General features: G+C 75.2%; 20 protein-coding genes. 10 read left to right on the forward strand and 10 right to left on the reverse strand.

The features are described 5' to 3' along the window. Positions 1–13 precede the first annotated feature (13 nt). A complete protein-coding gene (locus ACZ4SV_RS28610; RefSeq protein WP_468007582.1) occupies positions 14–373 on the reverse strand; it encodes a 5-carboxymethyl-2-hydroxymuconate Delta-isomerase in 360 nt (119 codons plus the stop codon). A gap of 351 nt (positions 374–724) precedes the next feature. Between ACZ4SV_RS28610 and ACZ4SV_RS28615 the strand changes: the two genes are divergently transcribed. Together ACZ4SV_RS28615 and ACZ4SV_RS28620 are read left to right on the forward strand one after the other, a co-directional pair. Further along, a complete protein-coding gene (locus ACZ4SV_RS28615) occupies positions 725–1,426 on the forward strand; it encodes a hypothetical protein (protein WP_468007584.1) in 702 nt (233 codons plus the stop codon). A 20-nt stretch (positions 1,427–1,446) separates the two neighbouring features. Next, the gene (locus ACZ4SV_RS28620) at positions 1,447–1,887 is read left to right on the forward strand and encodes a hypothetical protein (protein ID WP_468007586.1); all 441 of its coding nucleotides are present in this window, start codon (positions 1,447–1,449) and stop codon (positions 1,885–1,887) included. 154 nt (positions 1,888–2,041) lie between these two features. On the opposite strand, the gene ACZ4SV_RS28625 is transcribed toward ACZ4SV_RS28620, so the two are convergent. Continuing rightward, positions 2,042–3,328, reverse strand: a complete 1,287-nt coding sequence (locus tag ACZ4SV_RS28625; protein ID WP_468007588.1) for a glycoside hydrolase family 88 protein — start codon at positions 3,326–3,328, stop codon at positions 2,042–2,044. A 175-nt stretch (positions 3,329–3,503) separates the two neighbouring features. Here ACZ4SV_RS28625 and ACZ4SV_RS28630 point away from each other — a divergent pair, with 175 nt between their 5' ends. After that, entirely contained in the window at positions 3,504–4,160 is a 657-nt protein-coding gene (locus ACZ4SV_RS28630; protein WP_468007590.1) for a maleylpyruvate isomerase N-terminal domain-containing protein, read from the forward strand. A 31-nt stretch (positions 4,161–4,191) separates the two neighbouring features. On the opposite strand, the gene ACZ4SV_RS28635 is transcribed toward ACZ4SV_RS28630, so the two are convergent. Continuing rightward, complete coding sequence (locus ACZ4SV_RS28635) at positions 4,192–4,953, reverse strand: FG-GAP repeat domain-containing protein (RefSeq protein WP_468007592.1); 762 nt, start codon at positions 4,951–4,953, stop codon at positions 4,192–4,194. 218 nt (positions 4,954–5,171) lie between these two features. On the opposite strand from ACZ4SV_RS28635, the gene ACZ4SV_RS28640 reads away from it, so the two are divergent. Beyond that, the gene (locus tag ACZ4SV_RS28640; protein WP_468007594.1) at positions 5,172–5,900 is read left to right on the forward strand and encodes a hypothetical protein; all 729 of its coding nucleotides are present in this window, start codon (positions 5,172–5,174) and stop codon (positions 5,898–5,900) included. A 52-nt stretch (positions 5,901–5,952) separates the two neighbouring features. Here the strand turns inward: ACZ4SV_RS28640 and ACZ4SV_RS28645 are convergent, their stop codons facing one another. Both ACZ4SV_RS28645 and ACZ4SV_RS28650 read right to left on the reverse strand, forming a co-directional pair. Continuing rightward, a complete protein-coding gene (locus ACZ4SV_RS28645; protein WP_468007596.1) occupies positions 5,953–6,846 on the reverse strand; it encodes an NAD(P)-dependent oxidoreductase in 894 nt (297 codons plus the stop codon). Positions 6,847–7,023: 177 nt separating this feature from the next. Further along, positions 7,024–8,259: a lysostaphin resistance A-like protein gene (locus ACZ4SV_RS28650; RefSeq protein WP_468007598.1), complete on the reverse strand. Its 1,236-nt coding sequence runs from the start codon at positions 8,257–8,259 to the stop codon at positions 7,024–7,026. 113 nt (positions 8,260–8,372) lie between these two features. On the opposite strand from ACZ4SV_RS28650, the gene ACZ4SV_RS28655 reads away from it, so the two are divergent. The 3 genes from ACZ4SV_RS28655 to ACZ4SV_RS28665 all read left to right on the forward strand — a co-directional run bounded on the left by ACZ4SV_RS28655 (position 8,373) and on the right by ACZ4SV_RS28665 (position 12,222). Then, positions 8,373–10,724, forward strand: coding sequence for a histidine kinase (locus tag ACZ4SV_RS28655; protein WP_468007600.1), 2,352 nt, complete (start codon positions 8,373–8,375; stop codon positions 10,722–10,724). Then, a complete protein-coding gene (locus ACZ4SV_RS28660) occupies positions 10,721–11,380 on the forward strand; it encodes a response regulator (RefSeq protein WP_397971550.1) in 660 nt (219 codons plus the stop codon). The genes ACZ4SV_RS28655 and ACZ4SV_RS28660 overlap by 4 nt, the downstream gene beginning before the upstream one ends. A gap of 80 nt (positions 11,381–11,460) precedes the next feature. Beyond that, positions 11,461–12,222, forward strand: coding sequence for an SDR family oxidoreductase (locus ACZ4SV_RS28665; protein ID WP_468007602.1), 762 nt, complete (start codon positions 11,461–11,463; stop codon positions 12,220–12,222). Between the two features lie 22 nt (positions 12,223–12,244). On the opposite strand, the gene ACZ4SV_RS28670 is transcribed toward ACZ4SV_RS28665, so the two are convergent. The 4 genes from ACZ4SV_RS28670 to ACZ4SV_RS28685 all read right to left on the reverse strand — a co-directional run bounded on the left by ACZ4SV_RS28670 (position 12,245) and on the right by ACZ4SV_RS28685 (position 16,160). After that, positions 12,245–13,309: a YihY/virulence factor BrkB family protein gene (locus ACZ4SV_RS28670; RefSeq protein WP_365883842.1), complete on the reverse strand. Its 1,065-nt coding sequence runs from the start codon at positions 13,307–13,309 to the stop codon at positions 12,245–12,247. Between the two features lie 169 nt (positions 13,310–13,478). Then, the gene (locus ACZ4SV_RS28675; RefSeq protein WP_468007604.1) at positions 13,479–14,081 is read right to left on the reverse strand and encodes an Rv1733c family protein; all 603 of its coding nucleotides are present in this window, start codon (positions 14,079–14,081) and stop codon (positions 13,479–13,481) included. Positions 14,082–14,301: 220 nt separating this feature from the next. Further along, positions 14,302–15,120: a TIGR03943 family putative permease subunit gene (locus ACZ4SV_RS28680; protein WP_468007606.1), complete on the reverse strand. Its 819-nt coding sequence runs from the start codon at positions 15,118–15,120 to the stop codon at positions 14,302–14,304. Further along, on the reverse strand, positions 15,117–16,160 hold the full coding sequence (locus ACZ4SV_RS28685) for a permease (RefSeq protein ID WP_468007608.1): 1,044 nt from the start codon (positions 16,158–16,160) through the stop codon (positions 15,117–15,119). The genes ACZ4SV_RS28680 and ACZ4SV_RS28685 overlap by 4 nt, the downstream gene beginning before the upstream one ends. Before the next feature lie 269 nt (positions 16,161–16,429). Here ACZ4SV_RS28685 and ACZ4SV_RS28690 point away from each other — a divergent pair, with 269 nt between their 5' ends. From ACZ4SV_RS28690 to ACZ4SV_RS28700, 3 genes are all read left to right on the forward strand, one after another. After that, complete coding sequence (locus ACZ4SV_RS28690; RefSeq protein WP_468007610.1) at positions 16,430–17,266, forward strand: serine hydrolase; 837 nt, start codon at positions 16,430–16,432, stop codon at positions 17,264–17,266. 189 nt (positions 17,267–17,455) lie between these two features. Continuing rightward, a complete protein-coding gene (locus tag ACZ4SV_RS28695; protein WP_365883996.1) occupies positions 17,456–17,869 on the forward strand; it encodes an SRPBCC family protein in 414 nt (137 codons plus the stop codon). A gap of 221 nt (positions 17,870–18,090) precedes the next feature. Then, positions 18,091–18,669, forward strand: a complete 579-nt coding sequence (locus ACZ4SV_RS28700; RefSeq protein WP_468007675.1) for a hypothetical protein — start codon at positions 18,091–18,093, stop codon at positions 18,667–18,669. Between the two features lie 64 nt (positions 18,670–18,733). On the opposite strand, the gene ACZ4SV_RS28705 is transcribed toward ACZ4SV_RS28700, so the two are convergent. Beyond that, positions 18,734–19,261 (reverse strand): hypothetical protein, encoded by a 528-nt coding sequence (locus tag ACZ4SV_RS28705; protein ID WP_365883994.1) that lies wholly within the window; start codon positions 19,259–19,261, stop codon positions 18,734–18,736. Positions 19,262–19,309: the final 48 nt, after the last annotated feature.

The raw sequence follows: 19,309 nt of genomic DNA on the forward strand, positions 1-19,309 counted from the left end.
CCGCGGCGGAGCCCTATGGGGCGGACGAGGAGGACAGCCGGTAGGTGCCGGACAGCTCTCTCACCTCCACCGAGCAGACCGCCTCCGCACCGGCCGCCCGCAGGTGCGCGCCGAGCAGGGCCAGCACGCTCTCCGCCAGCCGCGCCCGCTGTTCCTCGGGCCGGCCGGGCAGGAGGCCCACCTCCACGTGCACGAAACCGGACTCCTCGGACGACATGTCCCCGACATAGGTGTCCACCGGACGGACCAGTGTCTTGCAGACGCCCGCCGAACCGGACTCCTCGAGGACCAGCGGATGCAACTCCTTCACAAGGACGCTCGCGTCGAAGACTCCGGCCAGACGGGAGGAGTAGTCGAGGGTGAGGTGCGGCATGCGGGACCTTTCACACGACTCTGGTTTCTCTAGGCAACTATTTTCCCTCATGGCCTCCCGAACCCGGCGCACACCCCCGGACCCCTGTCCCCGCACGGGCGGCGCAGGCCCTCCCCATAGGTCGGGCGCCTGATCGAGAAAGCGAAGACGGGGACACGGCCCACGCCCGGGAGACGACGGTGCCCGCCGAGGCGGGGCGCCTGTTCGATGGCACCCCGGCCATCCCGGACGTGGTCACCTACTACCGCCGGACGCACCCGCGTCGCCTCGTAGTCACCGGTGCCGCGGGGGCCGGCAAGACCGTGCTGGCCCTGGAGGTAGCTCGTCGACGTCTACGACTGGCCCGCCGCCATGGCCGCGGAACTCGTCCGCCACCACCGCGTGCTTCCCGTGCTGGACGGCCTTGACGAGATGGATCCCACCCCACCGGACGGCATGCCCTCAGCGGGCGCCGCACGCGCCCTGGCAGCACTGCGCGCACTCAACGCCTACCAGGAAGGCCGCAGCCCCGGACCCCTCATCCTGACTTGCCGCACCACCCACTACGACGCCCTTGCCTCGCGTACGCGACTGCTGGACGCCGCGCGCATCGACATCGACCCTGTTCCCGCCCAGGACGCCCGTACCTACCTGCTGCAACGCGCCAACGACCCCACGCGCTGGCAGCTCGTCCTGGAGGCACTGGGCGAGGACCCTTCCGGTCCGCTGGCGGCCACGCTGTCGACTCCCTGGCGGTTGTGCCTCGCGGCGACCGTGTACGCCCGCGACGGCGACCCCGCCGACCTCCTCCGGCACAGCACACCCGACGAGCTCGACGAGCACTTGCTGGCCCGGTCCATCCCCGCCGCCACCGCCCTGTACCCCGGCCGATACGACGCCGCCAGGACACACCGGTGGCTCGCGCGCCTCGCCGCTCACCTCGACGCCCCGTCTCCCGGGCCGGGGCTGAACTCGCCTGCCGGCTCACGCCCGGGCACCGACCTGGTACTCCACCAACTCTGGCCGCTGGCCGGACGGCCGGCCTGGCAAGTGGCTTCACCGGCGGACTCGTAGGTTTTCTCCTGGCGAGCCTCATGATGTCGGTCGACGCCGACGCAAGCGGTGACGGAGCAGGCACTGACCTCCCGTTGGGGTCAGCCCTCAGGCTCTTTCTGACCGGTGAATGGGCTGATGTCGCGACGGCACTGGGCGGGGCGCACCCGAAGATCAACGGACTGTACGTGAACGAGGGCCTCCAATTCACCAGCGGCTTGGTGCTGGGGCTGACCGCCGCGCTCGCTGCCGGGTTGATCAGGATCGGCCTCATCCGCCGGTACCTGGTCTTCCTGATGTGCGCCCGCGGCAAGCTGCCGTGGCGTCTTGGCGCGTTCCTCGACTGGTGCTGTGCCGCCGGGATGATGCGTCTGTCGGGAACCGCCTACCAGTTCCGCCACCGCGAACTTCAGCAGTGGCTCGGCGATCACCCGAGTCCTGCCGCCGACAGGGCCGACCAGACAGGCGTGCCAAGACAATGACGACGGCGGCCGCCCTGACCGCGGGCACAATGACCCTGACCGCCGGGACGGCCCGTCTGCTGGGTGTCGAGGAACTGCGGCGACTGCCCGGCCTTCGCTGGAACCACCCCACCCGGTCACACACCGACCCGGCCGGCCGCCGGGTCCGCGCGCCTCACCCGGGCTGGGAGAGGTCTATCGCGCGGTCGATCCGGTCGGGGCTGAGTACGCGCAGGATGCCTTCGAGCAGGTAGTAGTCGGCGTAGGGCAGCGAGATCTCGATGCCGTCCTCCGCCGGGCGGTTGCGGGTGCAGCGGGCCACGACCGCCTCGGCGCGCGCGGAGTCGCGGGTCAGGCAGGTCTCCGCCAGCGCGGTGAGCATGCGCAGCGCCACGTCGCGGTAGCCGGGCCGGCCGGTGGCCGCGTGCAGGTCCAGCAGTCCGCACGCCATGACGGCCCCGGCGGACGCGTCCTTGACGTCGTACGGCTGCTGCGGCGCGCGGTAGTCCCAGACCGGGACGTGGTCCGGGGTCAGCGCGCCGATGGCGAAGTCGGCGAGTCTGCGCGCGGTGTCCCGGAACCGGGTGTCGCCGGTCCTGCGGTACATGGTGGTGAACCCGTAGATGCCCCACGCCTGTCCGCGCGACCAGCAGGAGGCGGGGCTGTAGCCCTGCACCGTACCGGGGCCGAGGGGTGCGCCGGTGTCCGGGTCGAAGTCGTACACGTGCGGCGTCGATCCGTCGGCGCGGGGGAAGACGCGCTGGGCGGTCCGGGCGTGGGTCACGGCGATGTCCAGGTACCTGTCGTCGCCGGTCTGCCGGCTCGCGAACACCAGCAGGTCGAGGTTCATCATCGTGTCCATGATGACCCGGCCCGCGTTGGCGGTGTCCGTGAGCGCGCCCCAGGCCCGGATGAACCCGCCGCGCGGGTTGTACCGCCGGCTGAGGGAGTCCGCCGCGCGTAGCGCACCCGTGCGCCACTCCTCGTCGCCGGTCAGGCGCCAGGCGGTGACCCAGGACGGGGAGAACAGGAAACCGAGGTCGTGTGTGCTGGTGTCGTCCTGCCGGGGCGCCAGTTTCCGGGCCCACTCGACCGCCCGGGCGCGGAAATAGTCGTCCCCGCTGTGCAGCCAGGCCATCCACAGCGTGCCGGGCCAGAAGCCCCCCACCCAGTCGCCGGTGTGCGAGTACGTCCATTTCTCGGACCTGGTGCCGACCGGGAAGCCGGTGACGCGGGGCGCGACGTCGCGGACCTTCGCGACGGCGTAGTCCGCCGCCGCGGCGAGCGTCCGCAGGGTCGCCGCCGGGTCCTGCCGTCCGGGCGCCCCGGGAGGGACCGCGGCCGGCCGGGCGGCGGCTGCCGCGGAAGGTGCCGTGGACGCGCTCGCGGCCGGGACCGCGGTCGCGCCCGTGACCGTCGCACCGGCCGCCGTGGCCAGCAGCGCGCGCCGGGAAACACTCATGTTCGCCCTCCGACTCCGAAGTCCGCGGGAGAAGTCGACCGAGCTTCGCACACCGCTCCCGGACAAGTACACCCATGTATGCGAAGTTCATGTGGGTGAACCGATTGCTTGTAGCGGGCGGTACGGCGGCGGACGGCGTCCGGCGGCTCCTCCCGGCCGCTGCTAACTTGCGGGCGTGGAACTCTTCTCGCGTTCGTGGGCGGCGCTGCGCGCGGCGGTCGCCGGTCTCGCCGACGAGGACTTCGCGCGGCCCTCCGGCTGTTCCGGCTGGCTCGTCCGGGACCTGGTGTGCCATCTGGTCATCGACGCCCAGGACGTGCTGATCACCCTGGCGACGCCCGCCACCGGGAAGCCGACACACGACGCGGTGACCTACTGGAACGTCACGGACACACCACCGGCCTGCGACGACCCGCTGGACGCGCTGACCGTGCGGCTGGCCGCCGCGTACGAGGACCCGGGGCTGCTGAAGTTCCACCTGGACGACGTCGGTTCCGCCGCGGGACGCGCGGCCGGGTTGGCCGGTCCCGGGCAGTGTGTGCGCACCCAGGACATGGTCCTGACCGTGGCCGACTACCTCACCGCGTACGTCCTGGAGTGGACCTTGCACCACCTGGACCTGATCGCACACCTGCCGCACACACCGGGACCGCCCGCCGAGAGCCTCACCCGGGCGCGCGCCCTGCTGGAGGAGATCGCCGGGGCCGCCTTCCCCGCCTCCTGGTCCGACCAGGAGGCGCTGCGCATCGGCACGGGCCGCCGCACCCCGACCGCCGCGGAGTCCGCCCAACTCGGCGTGCGTACCGGCAGGTTGCCACTCGTGCTCGGGTGAGGTCCGCTGCCGCGCGGGCAGGCGGCGCGGATCAACGGCCGGTCCCGGCCCGGCCGGTCGTGCCGCAGACCGGGTAGAAGGGGCCCAGCCCGGCGTGGGGAAGGCGAACCGGAGGGTGATAGCCGGCGGCCCCCGCGTCCGTGGTGTACGCACCCGTGCCGGCCGCCAGTCCCGTGCGCGCGTCGCCGAGACGGACCTGGAACTCGTAGGAACCGTCGCCGGCGTAGGTGTACGCCACCAGGTCCGGGTACCGGTCGTGGTTGTAGTCGGCCACGGCGACGTCCCGCGTGGCGCCCAGGTCGAGCCGGGCGGTGCGCCGGGCCCGGCCGGTGTTCGAGAAGGGCCCGAACCGCAACTCGGCGACGCGGGGCGGCACCGGGTCGTCGCCGCCCTGTTCCGCGCCCGCGACCACAGCCAGGTCGCTCCAGCCGTCACGGTCGAAGTCCGCCACGGCGGCGCGCACATACCGCTGCCGGCTTCCGGTGCGGTCGGCCAGTCCCCGCGCCGCAACGGCCCTTCCATGGCGGGAGCCGGTGCCGAAGGTGACGGTCAACCGGGCGCCACGCCCGGAGGGATCGGTGATCCGGTCCGGGCGGCCGTCGTTGTCCACGTCGGCGATCAGGTCACCGGAGTCCGTGCGGCACGCGGCCACGGCGGGCGGCGCGGCCGGGCGCGGCGGAGGCGCGCCCAGGGAGTCCTCGCAGCCGGCGAAGAGCAGCAGCCCGGCCAGGACCAGGGCGGTCCGGGCTAGGTGTCCCGGCCGCGGACGACCGCCGTGCGCACGTGCTGCCATAGTGAGGGAGGGTAGTCATCGGGCGCGCGGGGCGCGGGAGTCGGGACCGGGTGCCGGGCCTTCCCGGTGGCCGGAGGCCGCCGCGCCTGGGGCAGGCAGCGGTGAAACGGGTTAACCCACCCGTATCATCCAGGTGACGCACCGTCCGGAGCGCGGAGGTAAGAATGCCGGAAAGCACTGGGTCCGTCACCGAACTGGCTTCTCAGTATGTCAGCCAAGTGACCAAGGATCTCGAACAGAATCTCAGGGAACAGGACCGCATCACCGACGAAATCGCCGCTCTGCAAGAGCAGTTGGCCACTCTCCAACACGACCACGCCACGCTGCTGAACATGCAGCAGGCGCTCGGCATCGCCGCATCGGCCGGCGGCGCGGTCGTACCCGCCCCACGGACCAGGAGTGGTGGCGCGCGACGGTCCGACGCCAAGACCGCTAAGACCGCGAAGAAGCCGCGGACCGCCAAGACCGCTGCCGGGCAGACGAGTGCCGCCAAGCCGGCGACCGAGAAGACGGCTGCCAGGAAGACGGCGACCGGCAAGACGGCCGCCAAGAAGCCGGCGGCCGGGAAGACGGCGGCCACCAAGCCGGAAGCCGCCAAGCCGGCGGCCGGCAAGGCGGTTGCCGACCAGCCGGCGGCCGTCAAGGCGGCACCCGCGAAGGCGGCACCCGCGAAGGCGACTTCGCAGCCGGCCCAGCCCACGCTGGTCGAACTCGTCCGCCGGTACCTGGCCGAGCAGAACGAACCCCGGTCCGCGGCGGAGGTCGCCGAGGCGCTGGGCCGGGCCCACCCGGACCGCGGCGTCCAGACCAAGGTCGTACGCACCACTCTGGAACACCTCGTGGCCCGCAACGGCGCGCACCGCAGCAAGCAGGGCACGTCCGTCTTCTACACGGTTCCCGAGGAGCCGGCGCCGCAGCCGGCGGAGGCCACCGGCACCGCCGAGTGATCCCTGTCGGGACTCCTCAGACGGCCGGGGCTTCCCAGCCGGCCGGGGCTTCTCAGCCGGCCGGCCGGCCGGGGTCGAAGCTGGCGAAGTAGGCGGCGACCATGTCCTCCTCGGCGTGGCCCTGCGCGGCGGCGCGCTCCAGGCGCTCCGCGCTCGCGGCGGCCACGTCGAGCCGTACCCCGTGTTCCTCGCCCGCCCGGACGATGAGCCGGGCGTCCTTGGCGGCCGTGGCCACCGCGAACTGGGCGGGGGTCAGCGGGCCGTCGAGGAGGAGCTTCGCCTTGGCCCGCAGGTATCCCATGTCCAGCGGGCCGCCGGCGATGGCGTCGAAGAAGTCGTGCGGGTCCACGTCGAGTGCCTTGGCGAGCGCCAGCACCTCGCCGGTCGCGGCGGTGGCCGCGATGACCCAGCTGTTGGCGACGAGTTTCAGCCGGGTCGCGCTGCCGGCCGCGCCGTCCTCGCCGGTCCACACGGTACGGGCCCCGACGGCGTCGAAGACCGGTGTCACGGCGGCGCGGTGCCCGGCCGGGCCCGCCGCGAGCACGAGGAGCTGACCGGCCTCGGCCGGCTGGCGGGTGCCCAGCACCGGCGCGTCGAAGAAGACCAGGCCCTGGTCGCGGGCGAAGGCGGCGAGGTCGCCGACGGCCTCGACACCGGCGGTGGTGGACTGCACCCAGGCGGCGCCGGACCGCAGCGCGGGCGCGGCCTCGCGCATGACCTCCAGGGCGGCGGGACCGTCGTAGAGCATGGTCAGGACGACGTCGGCGCCTTCCACGGCCTCGGCGGGCGTGCCGGCGACGTGCGCCCCGTCGGCGGCGAGCGGTTCGGCCTTGACGCGGGTGCGGTTCCAGGCGCGGACGGTGTGTCCGGCGCGCACGAGGTTGCGGGCCATCGCGGCACCCATGATGCCGGTGCCCAGGACGCTCACGGTGAGTTGGTCGGTCATGACTTCAACTTCCTTGATGAGAACGGTAGTTGACGGTCGGAGTGGATCCCGTGTCCCGGGTGGGGACACGGTTCCGGCCGCCGGACCGATCTTCCACCAGCCGGCCGCCCGGCACGGCGAACCGCTCCCCGGGCGCGCCGCCCCGCCGACACACAACCGAAGCGCGGCGGGCGGCGCCTACCCGGCCGGTCCGGGCCGGCCCGGCTCTCCCGCCCACGGCGGTGCACCGGCCGGCCCCTGCACAGACCCATGCCCACCCCCATGCCCCTGACCTTGCACATGCTCCTGCCCCGGAGCGGCCGTCCATGGTGCCGGCGCGCCGGAGGCCGGGTGACCCGTCCACGGCGGAGGTGCCGGGACACCCGAAGGCGGATGCCCGGTCCACGGCGGCGGTAGCGGGGCACCGGAGGCCGCATGGCCCGTCCAGTGCCCGGGGACCGGCGCCCCGGCGTACGGGTACGGCACGACGGGCACCGGTGGCGCGGCGGGAGGCGGGGGCGGGGCGGTGCGCTCCAGCCGGCGGCGGCGCAGCCACCAGGCCACGGCCGCCGTGTACAGGACGATGCCCAGCACGTCGAGCACGACCGTCTGCCAGTTGGCGTCGGCCGCGGTCTCGTCGGTGGCGAGCCCGTCCACGACGGCCGCCGAGACACCGAAGGCGAACAGGTTGTTCACGGCGTGCAGCGCGATGGACGCCTCCAGCCCGCCCGTCCGCCAGGTCAGCCAGCCCGCGCACGCGCCGAACACCATCAGGTCGGCGAAGCCCCAGGGGGTGCCCAAGCCGTGGGCGGCGGCGAACAGGACGGTCTGGGGCAGCAGCGCGGCCCAGGGCGAGCGCAGGAACGCCCCCGCGCTCTGCGTCAGCCAGCCGCGGAAGGCGTACTCCTCGGCGGCCGACTGCAACGGCACCAGGACCAGCAGCATGGCGAGGGCCCGGCCGAAGGCCGCCCATCCCACCCACTGATCCGGCGCCTCACCGGTGTCCGCGGGCAGCAGGAACATGCCGCCCATCGACAGGGCGAGGACCGGCACGGCGGTCAGGACGCACAGCAGCAGCCAGCGCCATCTCATCCGCCCGGTGACGGAGGAGAGCGTGCCGGCCGGGCGCCTGCCGATCCAGCGCACCGTCAGCAGCAGGACGGGGATGGCCGCCGCGAGCGTGAGCAGGTCCACGGCGGTCTCCGGGACGGGACCGAACTCGGGCCAGCCGTCGGCGTCTTCCGGGTAGCCGAGGCCCGCGCCCGCCGCCGCGGCGACACCCATGACGACCATCACGGCGACCACATAGGTCACGGCCGCGACCAGGGTCCCGAGCAGGGGTCGCCACCATCGGTGGTGTGGTGAGAGGCGGGCCAGGCGGTGGTACGCGAGCGGCTGCCCGGCGGGCCGCGGCGGTGACTGCGGGTGTGTCATAGGGCCAGCCTGCCAAGGAGAACCGGGCGTGCCATCGGCCGCCGGCATGAGCGGGTTCTCTATCTCTGGTTGGTGTTCGCCGTCCCCGGCGGGTGTCTACGCTCGTCGGCGACATGGAGACGATACGCAACTGGCTTCTGCCCCTGCTGCTGGCGGCCGGGCAGGGTGTCCTGCTGTGGCCCGGGGTGGGCCCCGGCGACCCGCCCGGGCCGCCGGCGCTGCTCGCCGTGCTGTGCGCGCTGGCCGTCGAGACAGTCGCGCTGGGCCGGCGCCGTGCCGCGCCGGTGCGGGCGCTGGCGGGCACCCTGGCCGCCCTGGTGGTCGGCGGGCTGGCGTGGCCCGACGGCTATCCGGGCTGCGGCACCCTGATCGCCCTGTACTCCGTCGCCGTCCGCTGTCCGGTGCCGGTGACGGTGCGGGCGGTGGCCGCCGTGGTGGGCGTGGAGTGGGCGGGGGCGGCCGTGCAGGAGGGCGCGCGGCCGGCGCTGCTGTCCGACATGGCGCTCTCGCTGGGCGGGTACGTGCTGTGCGCGGGTCTCGGCGAGGGCCGGCGCCAGTGGCTCGCCGGCCGGCTGACGGCGGCCCGGCGGCTGGCCGGGGCCGAGCAGGCCCGCCGGCTGGCGGGCGACCGGGAGCGCCGGCGGCTGGCCCGCGAGCTGCACGACGTGAGCGCCCATCACCTCACCTCGGTCGTGGTGACCGTGGACGCGGCGCGCAGGCTCCGGGACGGCAGGCCCCACCTGGCCGCCGAGGCACTGTCGTTCGCGGAGCGCACCGGCACCGAGACCCTGACGGCGCTGCAACGGCTGGTGGGCCTGTTGCGGGACACCGACCACCGGGAACACCGGCCGATGAGCGGACGGATCGAGGAACTCGTCGCGGGATTCGGGCGGCTGGGCCGTCCGGTGACCGCGCGGATCCCGGACGACCTGGCCGGACCGGCGGCCGAGGCGGTCCACGGCATCGTCCGCGAGGCGCTCACCAACGCCCTGCGGTACGCGCCCGGCGCCGCCGCCCGGGTCGTGGTCCGGCGGGCGGACGGCCTGCTGGAACTGACCGTGGAGAACGCGCCGCCGCGCACCGCGCCGCAGGGCACCGGCGGGCTCGGCGCGGGACGCGGGGTGGCCGGGATGCGGGAGCGGGCGGCCTCGGCCGGCGGCGAACTGACCGCGGGGCACACGCCGGAGGGCGGCTGGCTGGTGCGCGCGACACTGCCCGACGAGGCCGCGCCGCGGCGGTCGGATACTCCCGGCTGGCGGCGTGACGTCCTGCGGGAGCAGCGGCTCGCCGACCCGGCCCTGGCACTGGCGGCGATGATCCTGCCCGTGGCCTGCACGCTGGCGCTCAGCGAGGACTGGCCGGCCGCCGCGCGGCGGGCCGCGCTGCCGGGCCTGCTGGTCGTGTGCGGGCTGCTGGTGCTGCACGCGCTGCCGCTGCTCTGGCGCAGGCGTGCGCCGTGGGCCGTCTTCCTCACGGTGCTGGCGACGGCCTGGCTGGGCCCGGCGGCGGTCGTCGTGGTGCCGCTGCCGTCGCAGGTCGCGCAGTTCCTCGCGTGCGGGACGCTGGTGGAGGTGCTCGCCGTGTACGCGGTCGCCGCGTACGGCCGGGGGCCCTCGCGCACTTGGCCCGCGCCGGCCGCCGGGTCGTTCGGCGCGGCCTGTGCCGTGGCGGCGGTGTCGTGCGCCGACGGGGTGGCGGCGGGCGAGCCGGTGGGCGCGGCCGACCTGGTCCTGCTGCCGTTCGCGCTGACCGTCCTGCTGGCCCCGCTGTTCGCCGCCGTGTGGGGCGCCGGTCTGCTCGTACGGCGGCGCCGGCTGCGGGCCCTGGCGTTCGACGACTTCGCGTTCGCCAGCTCCCTGTGGCAGGCGGACCGGGCCGCGGAGGCGGAGCGGCGGCGGCTGGCGGCCACGCTCAGCGACGCCGTGCTGACCCACACCCGGGCGCTGGTCGGCGCGGCCCGGCGCGGCGACCTGGAGGAGGTGGCGGGCACGGCCCGGGCGGCGCTGGCCGCGATGCGGGAGATGCTGCGCGGCCTGGGCGACGCCGCGGACGAGGGGCCCGGCGGTCCGCTCGCGCCGTCGCCGTCCGCCGCCGACCTCGACACGCTGTGCGGCGCGCTGCGCGCCGCCGGCCGTGGCGTACGGCTGCGGGGGCTGCCGGAGGCGGCCCGGGAACTGCCGCCGTCCGTGCAGGTGTCGGTGTACCGGATCGTGGAGGCCGCGCTCGGCGCCGGCGATCCGGGCCCGGCCCGGGTGACGCTGCGGCGGCGCCGCGGCACCCTGCGGATCACGGTGACCGGTGTCCGGCTCGCCGTCGCGGGCCCGGTCGCGGAGCGGCTGCGGGTGCAGGTCGCCGCGGGTGAGGGACGGATCGTGTGCGAACCGGCCGGTACGCTACGGGTGTCGTTGCCGGCCGGAGCCGTTCCGGCCCCCGCCCAGGAGGTGTCCCCGTCGACATACGCGTGATCGTCGTCGACGACCAGGCCGTGGTCCGTGCCGGATTCGCCGCCATCGTGGACGCGGAACCCGGTCTGACGGTGGTGGCCGAGGCCGGTGACGGGGCGACGGCGGTGTCGCTCGCCACGGCCGGGGACGCCGACGTCGTCCTGATGGACATCCGGATGCCGGGCATGGACGGGCTCACCGCCACCCGGCTGATCACCGCGCCGGCCGGTGCGCCACGGGTGCTCGTGCTCACCACGTTCGACCTGGACGAGTACGTGTACGAGGCGCTGCGTGCCGGGGCGTCCGGGTTCCTGCTGAAGGACGCCCAGCCCGAGGAACTGCTGTCCGCGATCCGGGTGGTCGCGGCCGGCGACGGCATCCTGGCGCCCGCCGTGACCCGCCGGCTGATCGACACCTTCGCCCGCGGCGGCCCCGCCCTGCCCCCGGCCGACGGGCCGCTGGGCCGGCTCACCCAGCGGGAACGGGAAGTCCTGCTGAAGATCGCCTCCGGTCTGACCAACGCGGAGATCGGCGCCGAACTCGGCGTCACCACCGGCACGGTCAAGAGCCATGTGAACGCCCTGCTGTCCAAGCTGGGACTGCGCGACCGGGTCCAGGCCACGATCCTCGCCTACGAGAGTGGTCTGATCAGCCCGCGCGGCACCCTGCGGGGCTGACCGCCCGGGGGCCGGGCCCGGGTGAGGTCGATGTCCGCCGGCCGCCGGTGCGGCCCGCGCCGCTCCGGTGGGATGGAGCCATGACATCGACATCGACATCGACCACACGACTCGACGGCAAGACGGCACTGGTCACCGGCGGCAGCCGGGGCATCGGCGCGGCGACGGCACGGCGGCTGGCCCGGGAGGGCGCGGACGTGGCCGTCACCTATGTGCACGGCAAGGACGCGGCGGAGGCCGTCGTACGGGACATCGAGGCGCTGGGGCGACGGGCCGTGGCCCTGCGCGCCGACGCGGCGGACGCGGCCGAGGCGGCGGACGCCGTGCGGCAGGCGGCCGGGGCGCTGGACGGGCTGGACATCCTGGTGGGCAACGCGGGCGTCGGGGTGATGGGGCCGCTGGCGGACCTGTCGCTCGCCGACGTCGACCGCCTGCTCGCGGTGAACGTGCGCGGCGTGTTCCTGGCCGCCCAGTCCGCCGCCGGACTCCTGCGGCCCGGCGGACGGATCATCACCGTGGGAAGCTGCGTCGCCGCACGCGTGCCGGGACCCGGGGCCACGCTGTACGCGATGAGCAAGTCGGCCGTGGTCGGGCTGACCAAGGCGCTGGCCCGGGAGCTGGCCGGACGCGGCATCACCGCGAACGTCGTGCACCCGGGCCCGACCGACACCGACATGAACCCCGCGGACGGCCCGTACGCCTCCGGCCAGGCCGCCATGACCGCCCTGGGCCGCTACGGCACGGCCGACGAGGTGGCGTCCATGGTGGCGTTCCTCGCCGGACCGGACGCGGCCTATGTGACGGGCGCGGAGTTCTCGGTGGACGGCGGACACGCGGCGTGAGGCGGCGGGGAGGGCGTACGCGTCAGGTCTCGTCCAGGCGGCGCACGTCCTCCTCGTCCCACTTCCTGGTGTCGCGGGGCTGGGTGTAGGGCTCGGCCTGCGGCGGATGGCCGCCGGCGATGGCCCGCTGCCGTACGGTCTCCGCGTCGAACTCCAGGCCCAGCAGGATCGCCAGATTGGTGATCCACAGCCAGACCAGGAAGACGATGACGCCGGCCATGGTGCCGTAGGTCTTGTTGTACGAGCCGAAGTTGGCGACGTAGAACGCGAACCCGGCGGAGGCGGCCATCCAGATCAGCAGGGCGAGGAGGCTGCCGGGTGTGATCCAGCGGAAGCCCTTGACCTTGGCGTTCGGGGTCGCCCAGTACAGCAGCGCGATCATGAGGGTGACGAGGACGACGAGCACCGGCCACTTGGCGATCGACCAGACCGTCAGCGCGGTGTCGCCGATGCCGATCGCCTGTCCGGCTCGCCGGGCCAGGCTGCCGGTGAACACCACGATGAGCGAGCCGGCCACGGCGAGCACCATCAGCGCCACCGTGACGCCGATCCGCACCGGGAGGATCTTCCACACCGGCCGGCCCTCGGGCATGTCGTAGACGGCGTTGGCGGCGCGGATGAAGGCCGCCACATAGCCGGACGCCGACCACACGGCCAGCACGATGCCGACCAGGGCCACGACCGAGCCGATGCCGGCGCCGTCGCGGAGTTGCTGCACGGCCCGGGTGATGATGTCGCGGGCGGGACCCGGGGCCAAATTCCGCAGGTTGGCCAGCACCCGGTCGGTGGCCGACCGGCCGGCGACGGCCAGCAGGGAGACCAGCACCAGCAGCGCCGGGAACAGGGACAGGACGCTGTAGTACGTGAGCGCCGCGGCCCGGTCGGTCAGCTCGTCGTCCCGGAACTCGCGCAGGGCGCCCCGGAAGACCGCGCGCCAGGCCCGCCGGGGCAGCCGGACCGGCGTGTCCGGGGCCCGTCGCTCGACCTCCGGGCCGGGTCCGGCTTCCTCCGGCGCCGGGATGCGCGGCTCCGGTGACTCGTCGGCGGCCTGCCGGTGGTGCCGTCGTGAAAGGTGCAGCTTCGCCATACCCGCCGGGTAACCCGGCCCGGCGTCCTCACGCCCCCGCGGCCGGGACCGGTCTCGCGTCCCTCACGTCCCCATGGCCGGGACCGGTCACGCGTCCCTCGCGCCCCCGCGGCCGGGACCGGTCGCGCGGCGGGAGACCGGCCGCCGAGGTGCGCCGGGCGGGGCCCGGTCAGCCCCTGCCGCCGCTGAGGTTGCCCCACCGGGGCCCTATCCGCTTCCACTCCTCGTCCCATTCGGCCATACGGCGCCGGATGAGCCGGTCGCGGACCAGCCACACCCCGCCCCAGACCAGCGCGCCGGCGGTCGGGGCGACGAGGGCGCCGGTGAGGGCCGCCTGGAGGTCGGCCGCCGCGCCGACGACGGGAGCGGGCACGACCCGGCCGGCCGGGTTCGTCCACACGGTCACCCGGCTTCCGGCGGGGACGCCCGGGACGACCTTGGCCCGGTCCGTGCGCACCGCTCCGTCCGGGCCGGTCCACCGCACGGTCGCCCACACCCGCCCGTCGTCGTAGCCGCTGCCCGCGGACGGTCTGCGCGCGGCGCCGTCGGTGACCACGGCGGAGACGGAGTGCGTCCGGACCAGCCGTGCCGCGAACGCCGACTCGGAGGTCCGGGCCGCCGCCAGGCCCGCGACGACCCCGGCGAGGAGGGCCAGCAGCCAGCCGGCGAGCACGATCCACGCCTCCACGACATCGCTGTGCCGCCTGAGCGGATTGCGCCGCCAGCGCCACCACCACACCCGGGTGACCGTCGTGGCAGGTGTCCGCGTCATCGCCACCGCCTCCTTCCGCACGCCGGCGGCCCGCGACCGGGACCGCCCGGCACGGTGGCCCGGACCCGGTCCCGGAAGAGCGTCACCACACCATCGTGCACCTCTCCTCGCCGGTCGTCCGCGCGGGCCGGGGAAAGACCTCGGGAAGACCCGGGGAAGGGCGCCGGGGAGCCCTCGTCAAGGGCTCGGGAAGAGGTCGGAGAGAAGTCGGGAAGGGGTGTCAGGAAGGGGTCAGCGGCAGGTCGTCGGTGTAGGCGTTCACCGGCGGTGCGACGGGCCTGGCGTCCCTGACGTCGAGCGCCGCCTCGGCGGTCCGCGTGCCCAGGGTGCCCCGCGGGTGCCAGGTGCCGGTCACCGCGAGCCAGGTGTCGGCCGGTGGCGCCTGCCCGCCGTACACGCGCACCCGGACCGTCTGGGAGTCCGCCGCGCAGCAGGAGAAGACGATGCGGGTCAGGTACCAGCCGCCGCCCTGCCCGGCCGGGGTGACGAAGCCGGTCAGCCGTACGGCGCGGCCCCGCACCGCCCCGCTGCGGTCCTGCTGGACCCGCCGGGTGAAGTCGGTGAGGGTGAGCGGCAGAGGCGAGGTCGCGGGCAGGGCGGGAAAGCCCCGCTGCACGGTGACCGGCTTGTCGTTCGCCCGGGCCGCGGTGTACGCGCCGAGCGCGGGCGGCGCGTGGAAGAGCAGGCTGAGCGCGGGCAGGAACAGCAGCCAGGCGGCGCGCGGGGTGCCGGCGTGGTCGTGCCCGTGCCCGTGGGCCTCGGCGGGGTCGTGCCCGTGAGTGTGGGCGGGGTCGTGCCCGTGCGTGTCTGCGGGGCCGGGCGCGTGAGTGGCGGCGGTGTCTGTGCGGGGCGCGGGGCGCCGGTCGGCGCGGGTGGCCGCCGACGCCAGCGCGAGCAGCAGCAGGACCGCCCCGGACGCGATCAGCGGCGGGCGCAGTCCGGCCTTGACGTAGCGCAGGTAGAGGTCGGTGAAGAGGGCCGCGTGCAGCAGGCCGGCCCCGGTCAGGGCCAGCAGCAGGGTCTGGACGTGCCGTCTCACAGCAGCGCCCCCGCGGTCAGGACGCTGGCGGCGACCGCGACGACCGTGGTCGCCGTGCAGAACCGCCAGGCGAAGGCCCGGCCGAAGGTGCCGGCCTGGAGCGCGATCAGCTTGAGGTCGACCATCGGACCGACCACCAGGAAGGCGAGCCGGGCGGTCGGCGAGAAGCCGGTGAGGGAGGCCGCGACGAACGCGTCGGCCTCCGAGCAGACGGCCAGCAGCACGGCGAGGCCCGCCAGGAAGAGCACCGACAGCCACGGTGAGCCGGAGAAGGCGTCCAGGACGGAGCCCGGCACGCCGACGTTGAAGGTGGCGGCGGCCATGGCACCGAACACGAGGAAGCCGCCGGCGTGCAGGAAGTCGTGCTGGAAGCCGAGCCGGAACTCCCGCCAGCGGCCGTGGCCGGGCCGGTGGCCGGTGTGCCTCTGGCGCAGCAGAGGGCGCAGCCACTCCTCCTTGCCGCGCCAGAGCCACAGCCAGCCCATCACGGCCGCCGTGGCGAGGGAGGCGAGCAGCCGGGCGGCGACCATCGCGGGGCTGCCGGGGAAGGCGACGGCGGTGGCCACGAGGACCACCGGGTTGATCGCCGGCGCGGAGAGCAGGAAGGCGAAGGCGGCGGCCGGCGGCACGCCCCGGCGGATCAGGCTGCTCGCGACGGGGACGGAGGCGCACTCGCAGCCCGGCAGGACCGCGCCGGCCGCGCCGGCGACCGGGACGGCGAGGGCGGGCCGCTTCGGCAGCACCCGGGTGAACAGGTCGGCCGGCACGAAGGCGTTGATGGCGCCGGACAGGGCGGTGCCCAGGAGCAGGAAGGGCAGCGCCTGCACGGTGATGGCCAGGCAGACGGTCCGCCAGGCCTGGACGGCCGGCGGTCGCGGCCACGGGACGCCGGCCGGCAGGAGCACGGCGGCGGCACCGGCGCCGAGCGCGAGGGCGATGCCGAGCAGCCACGGCCCGGGGCGGCGCGCGGGGCGCGGGCGCCCGGGAGGCACCGCGACCGCGCGCGGCGCCGTACCGACCAGTTCATCCGTTTTTTCCATCGTCGCTCCGGATGTCGGTGTCCCGGCGACGATAGGCGAGGAGGCCGGCCGGACCGCGCGTACACGCCGCCGCCTGGGACGGCCGGACGGCACGATGCGCCCCGTCGGCGGACCCGCTCCCCCTCGTCGGCCCCACTCCCCCATCGACGGCTCCGCTCCCCTTCGGTGGCGCTCCCCTTCGGTGGCTCTTCTCACAATCGGGGTGAAGACGGGCGGAACGTGACGGCCGCCATGTCAGCGCGGGCGCATCTTGTCTACGTTCGTTCCTCATGTCCTCCCGCCTCTCCCGCACCGCTCGGACCAAGACCGCCGCGCTCGCGGCCTCGGCCGCCGCCCTGTTCTCCGCCGGCCTCCTGCACCCGTCGCCCGCGGTGGCCGCGCCGCCCGCGAAGGCCTCGGCGCACGCCACGGCGGCCGTCCTCGACCTGGACGGCACCGGCGGCACCGGCGGCACCGCCGTGGTGAGCGGCGGGGACCGGGCGTACGACACCGCCAGCATCGTCAAGGTCGACATCCTCGCCGCGCTGCTGCTCCGCGCGCAGGACGCGGGACGGGAGCTGACCGCCGCCGAGCGCGGCCTCGCCGAGCCGATGATCCGGCGCAGCGACAACGCGGCCGCCAACGCCCTGTGGCGGCGGATCGGCCGCGCCCCCGGGCTGGCGGCGGCCAACGAGCGGCTGGGGCTGACCGCGACCACGGGCGGCCCCGGCGGCAAGTGGGGGCTGACCCGGACGACCGCGGGCGACCAGGTGCGGCTGCTGCGGGAGGTGTTCGGTCCCGGGGGCTCCGCACGCCGGGGCTCCGGCGGGCTCGACGGGCGGTCCCGCGCCTATGTCCGCACGCTGATGGGCCAGGTCGTACCGGAGCAGGCGTGGGGTGTCCCGGCGGCCGGCGATCCGGACTCCCCGCGGGCGCTGAAGAACGGCTGGCTCCAGCGGAGCACCACGGGCCTGTGGGACGTCAACAGCGTCGGCGAGGTCACCGTGCGGGGACACCGGTACCTCGTCGCGGTGCTGTCCGACGGGAACGCCTCCATGAGCGACGGTGTGTCCCTGGTGGAACGGACGGCACGCGCGGCGATGACGGCACAGCCTGCGGCTGCGTGACGGTCTCCGCTGCGTGAAGGTGTCTGCGGCGCCCAGGTGCCGATCGGCGGGCCGGCGCGGTCGGCGTCCCGTGCCGGTCGGCGTCCCGTGCCGGTCGGCCGTGAGGAAGCCGGGGCGGGGGCTTTTCGGCCGCCGTGGAAAGGGCACGCGGTCGGGGTACGTCGTCCGACCGGAAGGAGCGCTACCACGATGGCCGAGTACGAACGTTCCCGCACGATGCCCGCGCAGCCCGAGCACGTCTTCGACCAGGCCGCCAATGTCGCGCAGCTCGACGCGTGGCTCCCGGACGCCCTGCACGTGGCGGTCCAGGACCCGCCGGCCGTGACCGTGCACGAGGACCACTCCGGTCAGGACCTGCCCGCCCTGCTGCGGTCCGAGCCGGACCAGATGCGCCTGGAGTGGGGCACCCGCGAGCAGGGCAGCTACACCGGCTGGCTCCAGGTGGCGGGCATCGGCAGCGGCGCCAGCGAGGTGACCGTGCACCTGTCCTTCTTCGAAGCCGGCCACGACCCGGGCGAGCAGGCGGTGTACGACGCGCTGGACGGCAGTCTGCGGCGGCTGGAGGAACAGGTGCGCATGCGGACGGAGAACGCGGCCGGCTGACGCCCCGGCGCGCTGCTGCTCAGGAAGCGGTTCACGACCGCGCCGCCGGTACGTTCCCGGGCCGCGCCCCTGGTGTCCGAGCGGCCGGTGTCACCGTGGCCGGTGGGGCTGTCGGTCCGGCACCGGCCCGCTTTCGGACGCATTTCCAGCTCCGCGGCCCGGCCGGGCCCGCCGTCGCCGATGATGGGCGGGACGTGGCCGGCACGGGGCGGGAGGCGGACGTGGGCTGGACGACGGAGGAGTTCGGGGACTCCCATGAGGGCATCGTGGGAGCCGTCCTGGACGACGGCAGTGAGCCGAAGCCCGCGTACTTCGACATCGGCAGCGGCGCGACGATGTACCGGACCAGCGAGTGGTGGGCGTACGACGGCGGGGCGAGCAGACCGAGGGCCGCCGCCGTGCGGGCCGCGTGCAGTTGCGGCTGGCGCGGGCCGAGCAGTCCCGTGCCGTGGGGCGAGCTGGACGAGGAGGGTCTGGAGGACATGGACGTCTCCGGGCCGCGCCGGGACTGGAGCGAGCACATCCGCGCGGTGGAGCGGCGGACCGTGCCGCTGCCGGACGACCTGGCCCAGTTGCTCACCGTCCTGGAGGACAGGCTGGCCGCGCTGGCCGAGGACGCGCCGGCCGCCGCGCTGCGGGCCGTCGCCGCGCTGGACCGGCTGACCGGCCAGGCCGGCCGGGAGGCGGCCCGCGCGTTCGACGAGGACGGCGACGGACGCTGGGAGGACCTGGGGCGCGCGCTGGGCATCGGCGCGGACCGCGCCCACTCGCTCGTCACCCGCTACCTGCTGCTGCGCTGACCCCGTCCCGTCCCAGGGCCGCACCCCGGCGTCCGGGTCGGGCCCTCCGCGTCCGTCAGATCGCTCAGGCCGCCAGGGTGGGGCCCGGGGTGAGGCGGTCGCGGAGCTGGGCGTGGTGGAGGCCGGTCACGGGGGCCAGCAGGTCGGGGTGGCGGAGCAGGGCGGCGGCGCGGCGGTCGACGTCGTCGGGGTCCAGCAGCCGGCGGAAGGCGGCCGGCGCGTCCGCGGCGTGCTCGGCACCGGCCAGCGCGGCGACGGCGAGGCCGGCCAGTGCGGGATCGGTGAGCAGCGCGGCGGCCCAGCTGGCCACGACCTCGTCCACCCAGGTGCGCCACGCCCACTCCTCGGCCGGCTGCTCGCCGGAGCCGTCGGCGCCGGCGATCCAGTCCAGGCGGGCCGCGCCGCCCGGGCCCGCCAGGGTGACCAGGCCCGCGTCGATCTCGGTGGGATACCGCAGCCGGGCGGCCACCGTGACCGCCTGCCGGGCCTGCGCCTCGCACAGCGCGGCGGCGAGCGCGCCGCCGCAGGGCGGGTAGGCGACCGTCAGCCAGCGCGCCGTCGCGGCTATCAGGGGAGACAGATCAGTGGGCACGGCCGGACCGTCCGAGGGGCGAGGGGGTGAGGGCTCCACGCCACGGTA

The sequence above is a fragment of the Streptomyces sp. NPDC027672 genome, assembly GCF_055566335.1.

Coding starts and splice junctions, on each gene's coding strand:
- ACZ4SV_RS28620 (WP_468007586.1), top strand. CDS start 1,447: ATGATGTCGGTCGACGCCGACGCAAGCGGTGACGGAGCAGGCACTGAC.
- ACZ4SV_RS28655 (WP_468007600.1), top strand. CDS start 8,373: ATGGAGACGATACGCAACTGGCTTCTGCCCCTGCTGCTGGCGGCCGGG.
- ACZ4SV_RS28625 (WP_468007588.1), bottom strand. CDS start 3,328: ATGAGTGTTTCCCGGCGCGCGCTGCTGGCCACGGCGGCCGGTGCGACG.
- ACZ4SV_RS28615 (WP_468007584.1), top strand. CDS start 725: ATGGCCGCGGAACTCGTCCGCCACCACCGCGTGCTTCCCGTGCTGGAC.
- ACZ4SV_RS28690 (WP_468007610.1), top strand. CDS start 16,430: ATGTCCTCCCGCCTCTCCCGCACCGCTCGGACCAAGACCGCCGCGCTC.
- ACZ4SV_RS28670 (WP_365883842.1), bottom strand. CDS start 13,309: ATGGCGAAGCTGCACCTTTCACGACGGCACCACCGGCAGGCCGCCGAC.
- ACZ4SV_RS28610 (WP_468007582.1), bottom strand. CDS start 373: ATGCCGCACCTCACCCTCGACTACTCCTCCCGTCTGGCCGGAGTCTTC.
- ACZ4SV_RS28665 (WP_468007602.1), top strand. CDS start 11,461: ATGACATCGACATCGACATCGACCACACGACTCGACGGCAAGACGGCA.
- ACZ4SV_RS28645 (WP_468007596.1), bottom strand. CDS start 6,846: ATGACCGACCAACTCACCGTGAGCGTCCTGGGCACCGGCATCATGGGT.
- ACZ4SV_RS28685 (WP_468007608.1), bottom strand. CDS start 16,160: ATGGAAAAAACGGATGAACTGGTCGGTACGGCGCCGCGCGCGGTCGCG.
- ACZ4SV_RS28650 (WP_468007598.1), bottom strand. CDS start 8,259: ATGACACACCCGCAGTCACCGCCGCGGCCCGCCGGGCAGCCGCTCGCG.
- ACZ4SV_RS28675 (WP_468007604.1), bottom strand. CDS start 14,081: ATGACGCGGACACCTGCCACGACGGTCACCCGGGTGTGGTGGTGGCGC.
- ACZ4SV_RS28695 (WP_365883996.1), top strand. CDS start 17,456: ATGGCCGAGTACGAACGTTCCCGCACGATGCCCGCGCAGCCCGAGCAC.
- ACZ4SV_RS28635 (WP_468007592.1), bottom strand. CDS start 4,953: ATGGCAGCACGTGCGCACGGCGGTCGTCCGCGGCCGGGACACCTAGCC.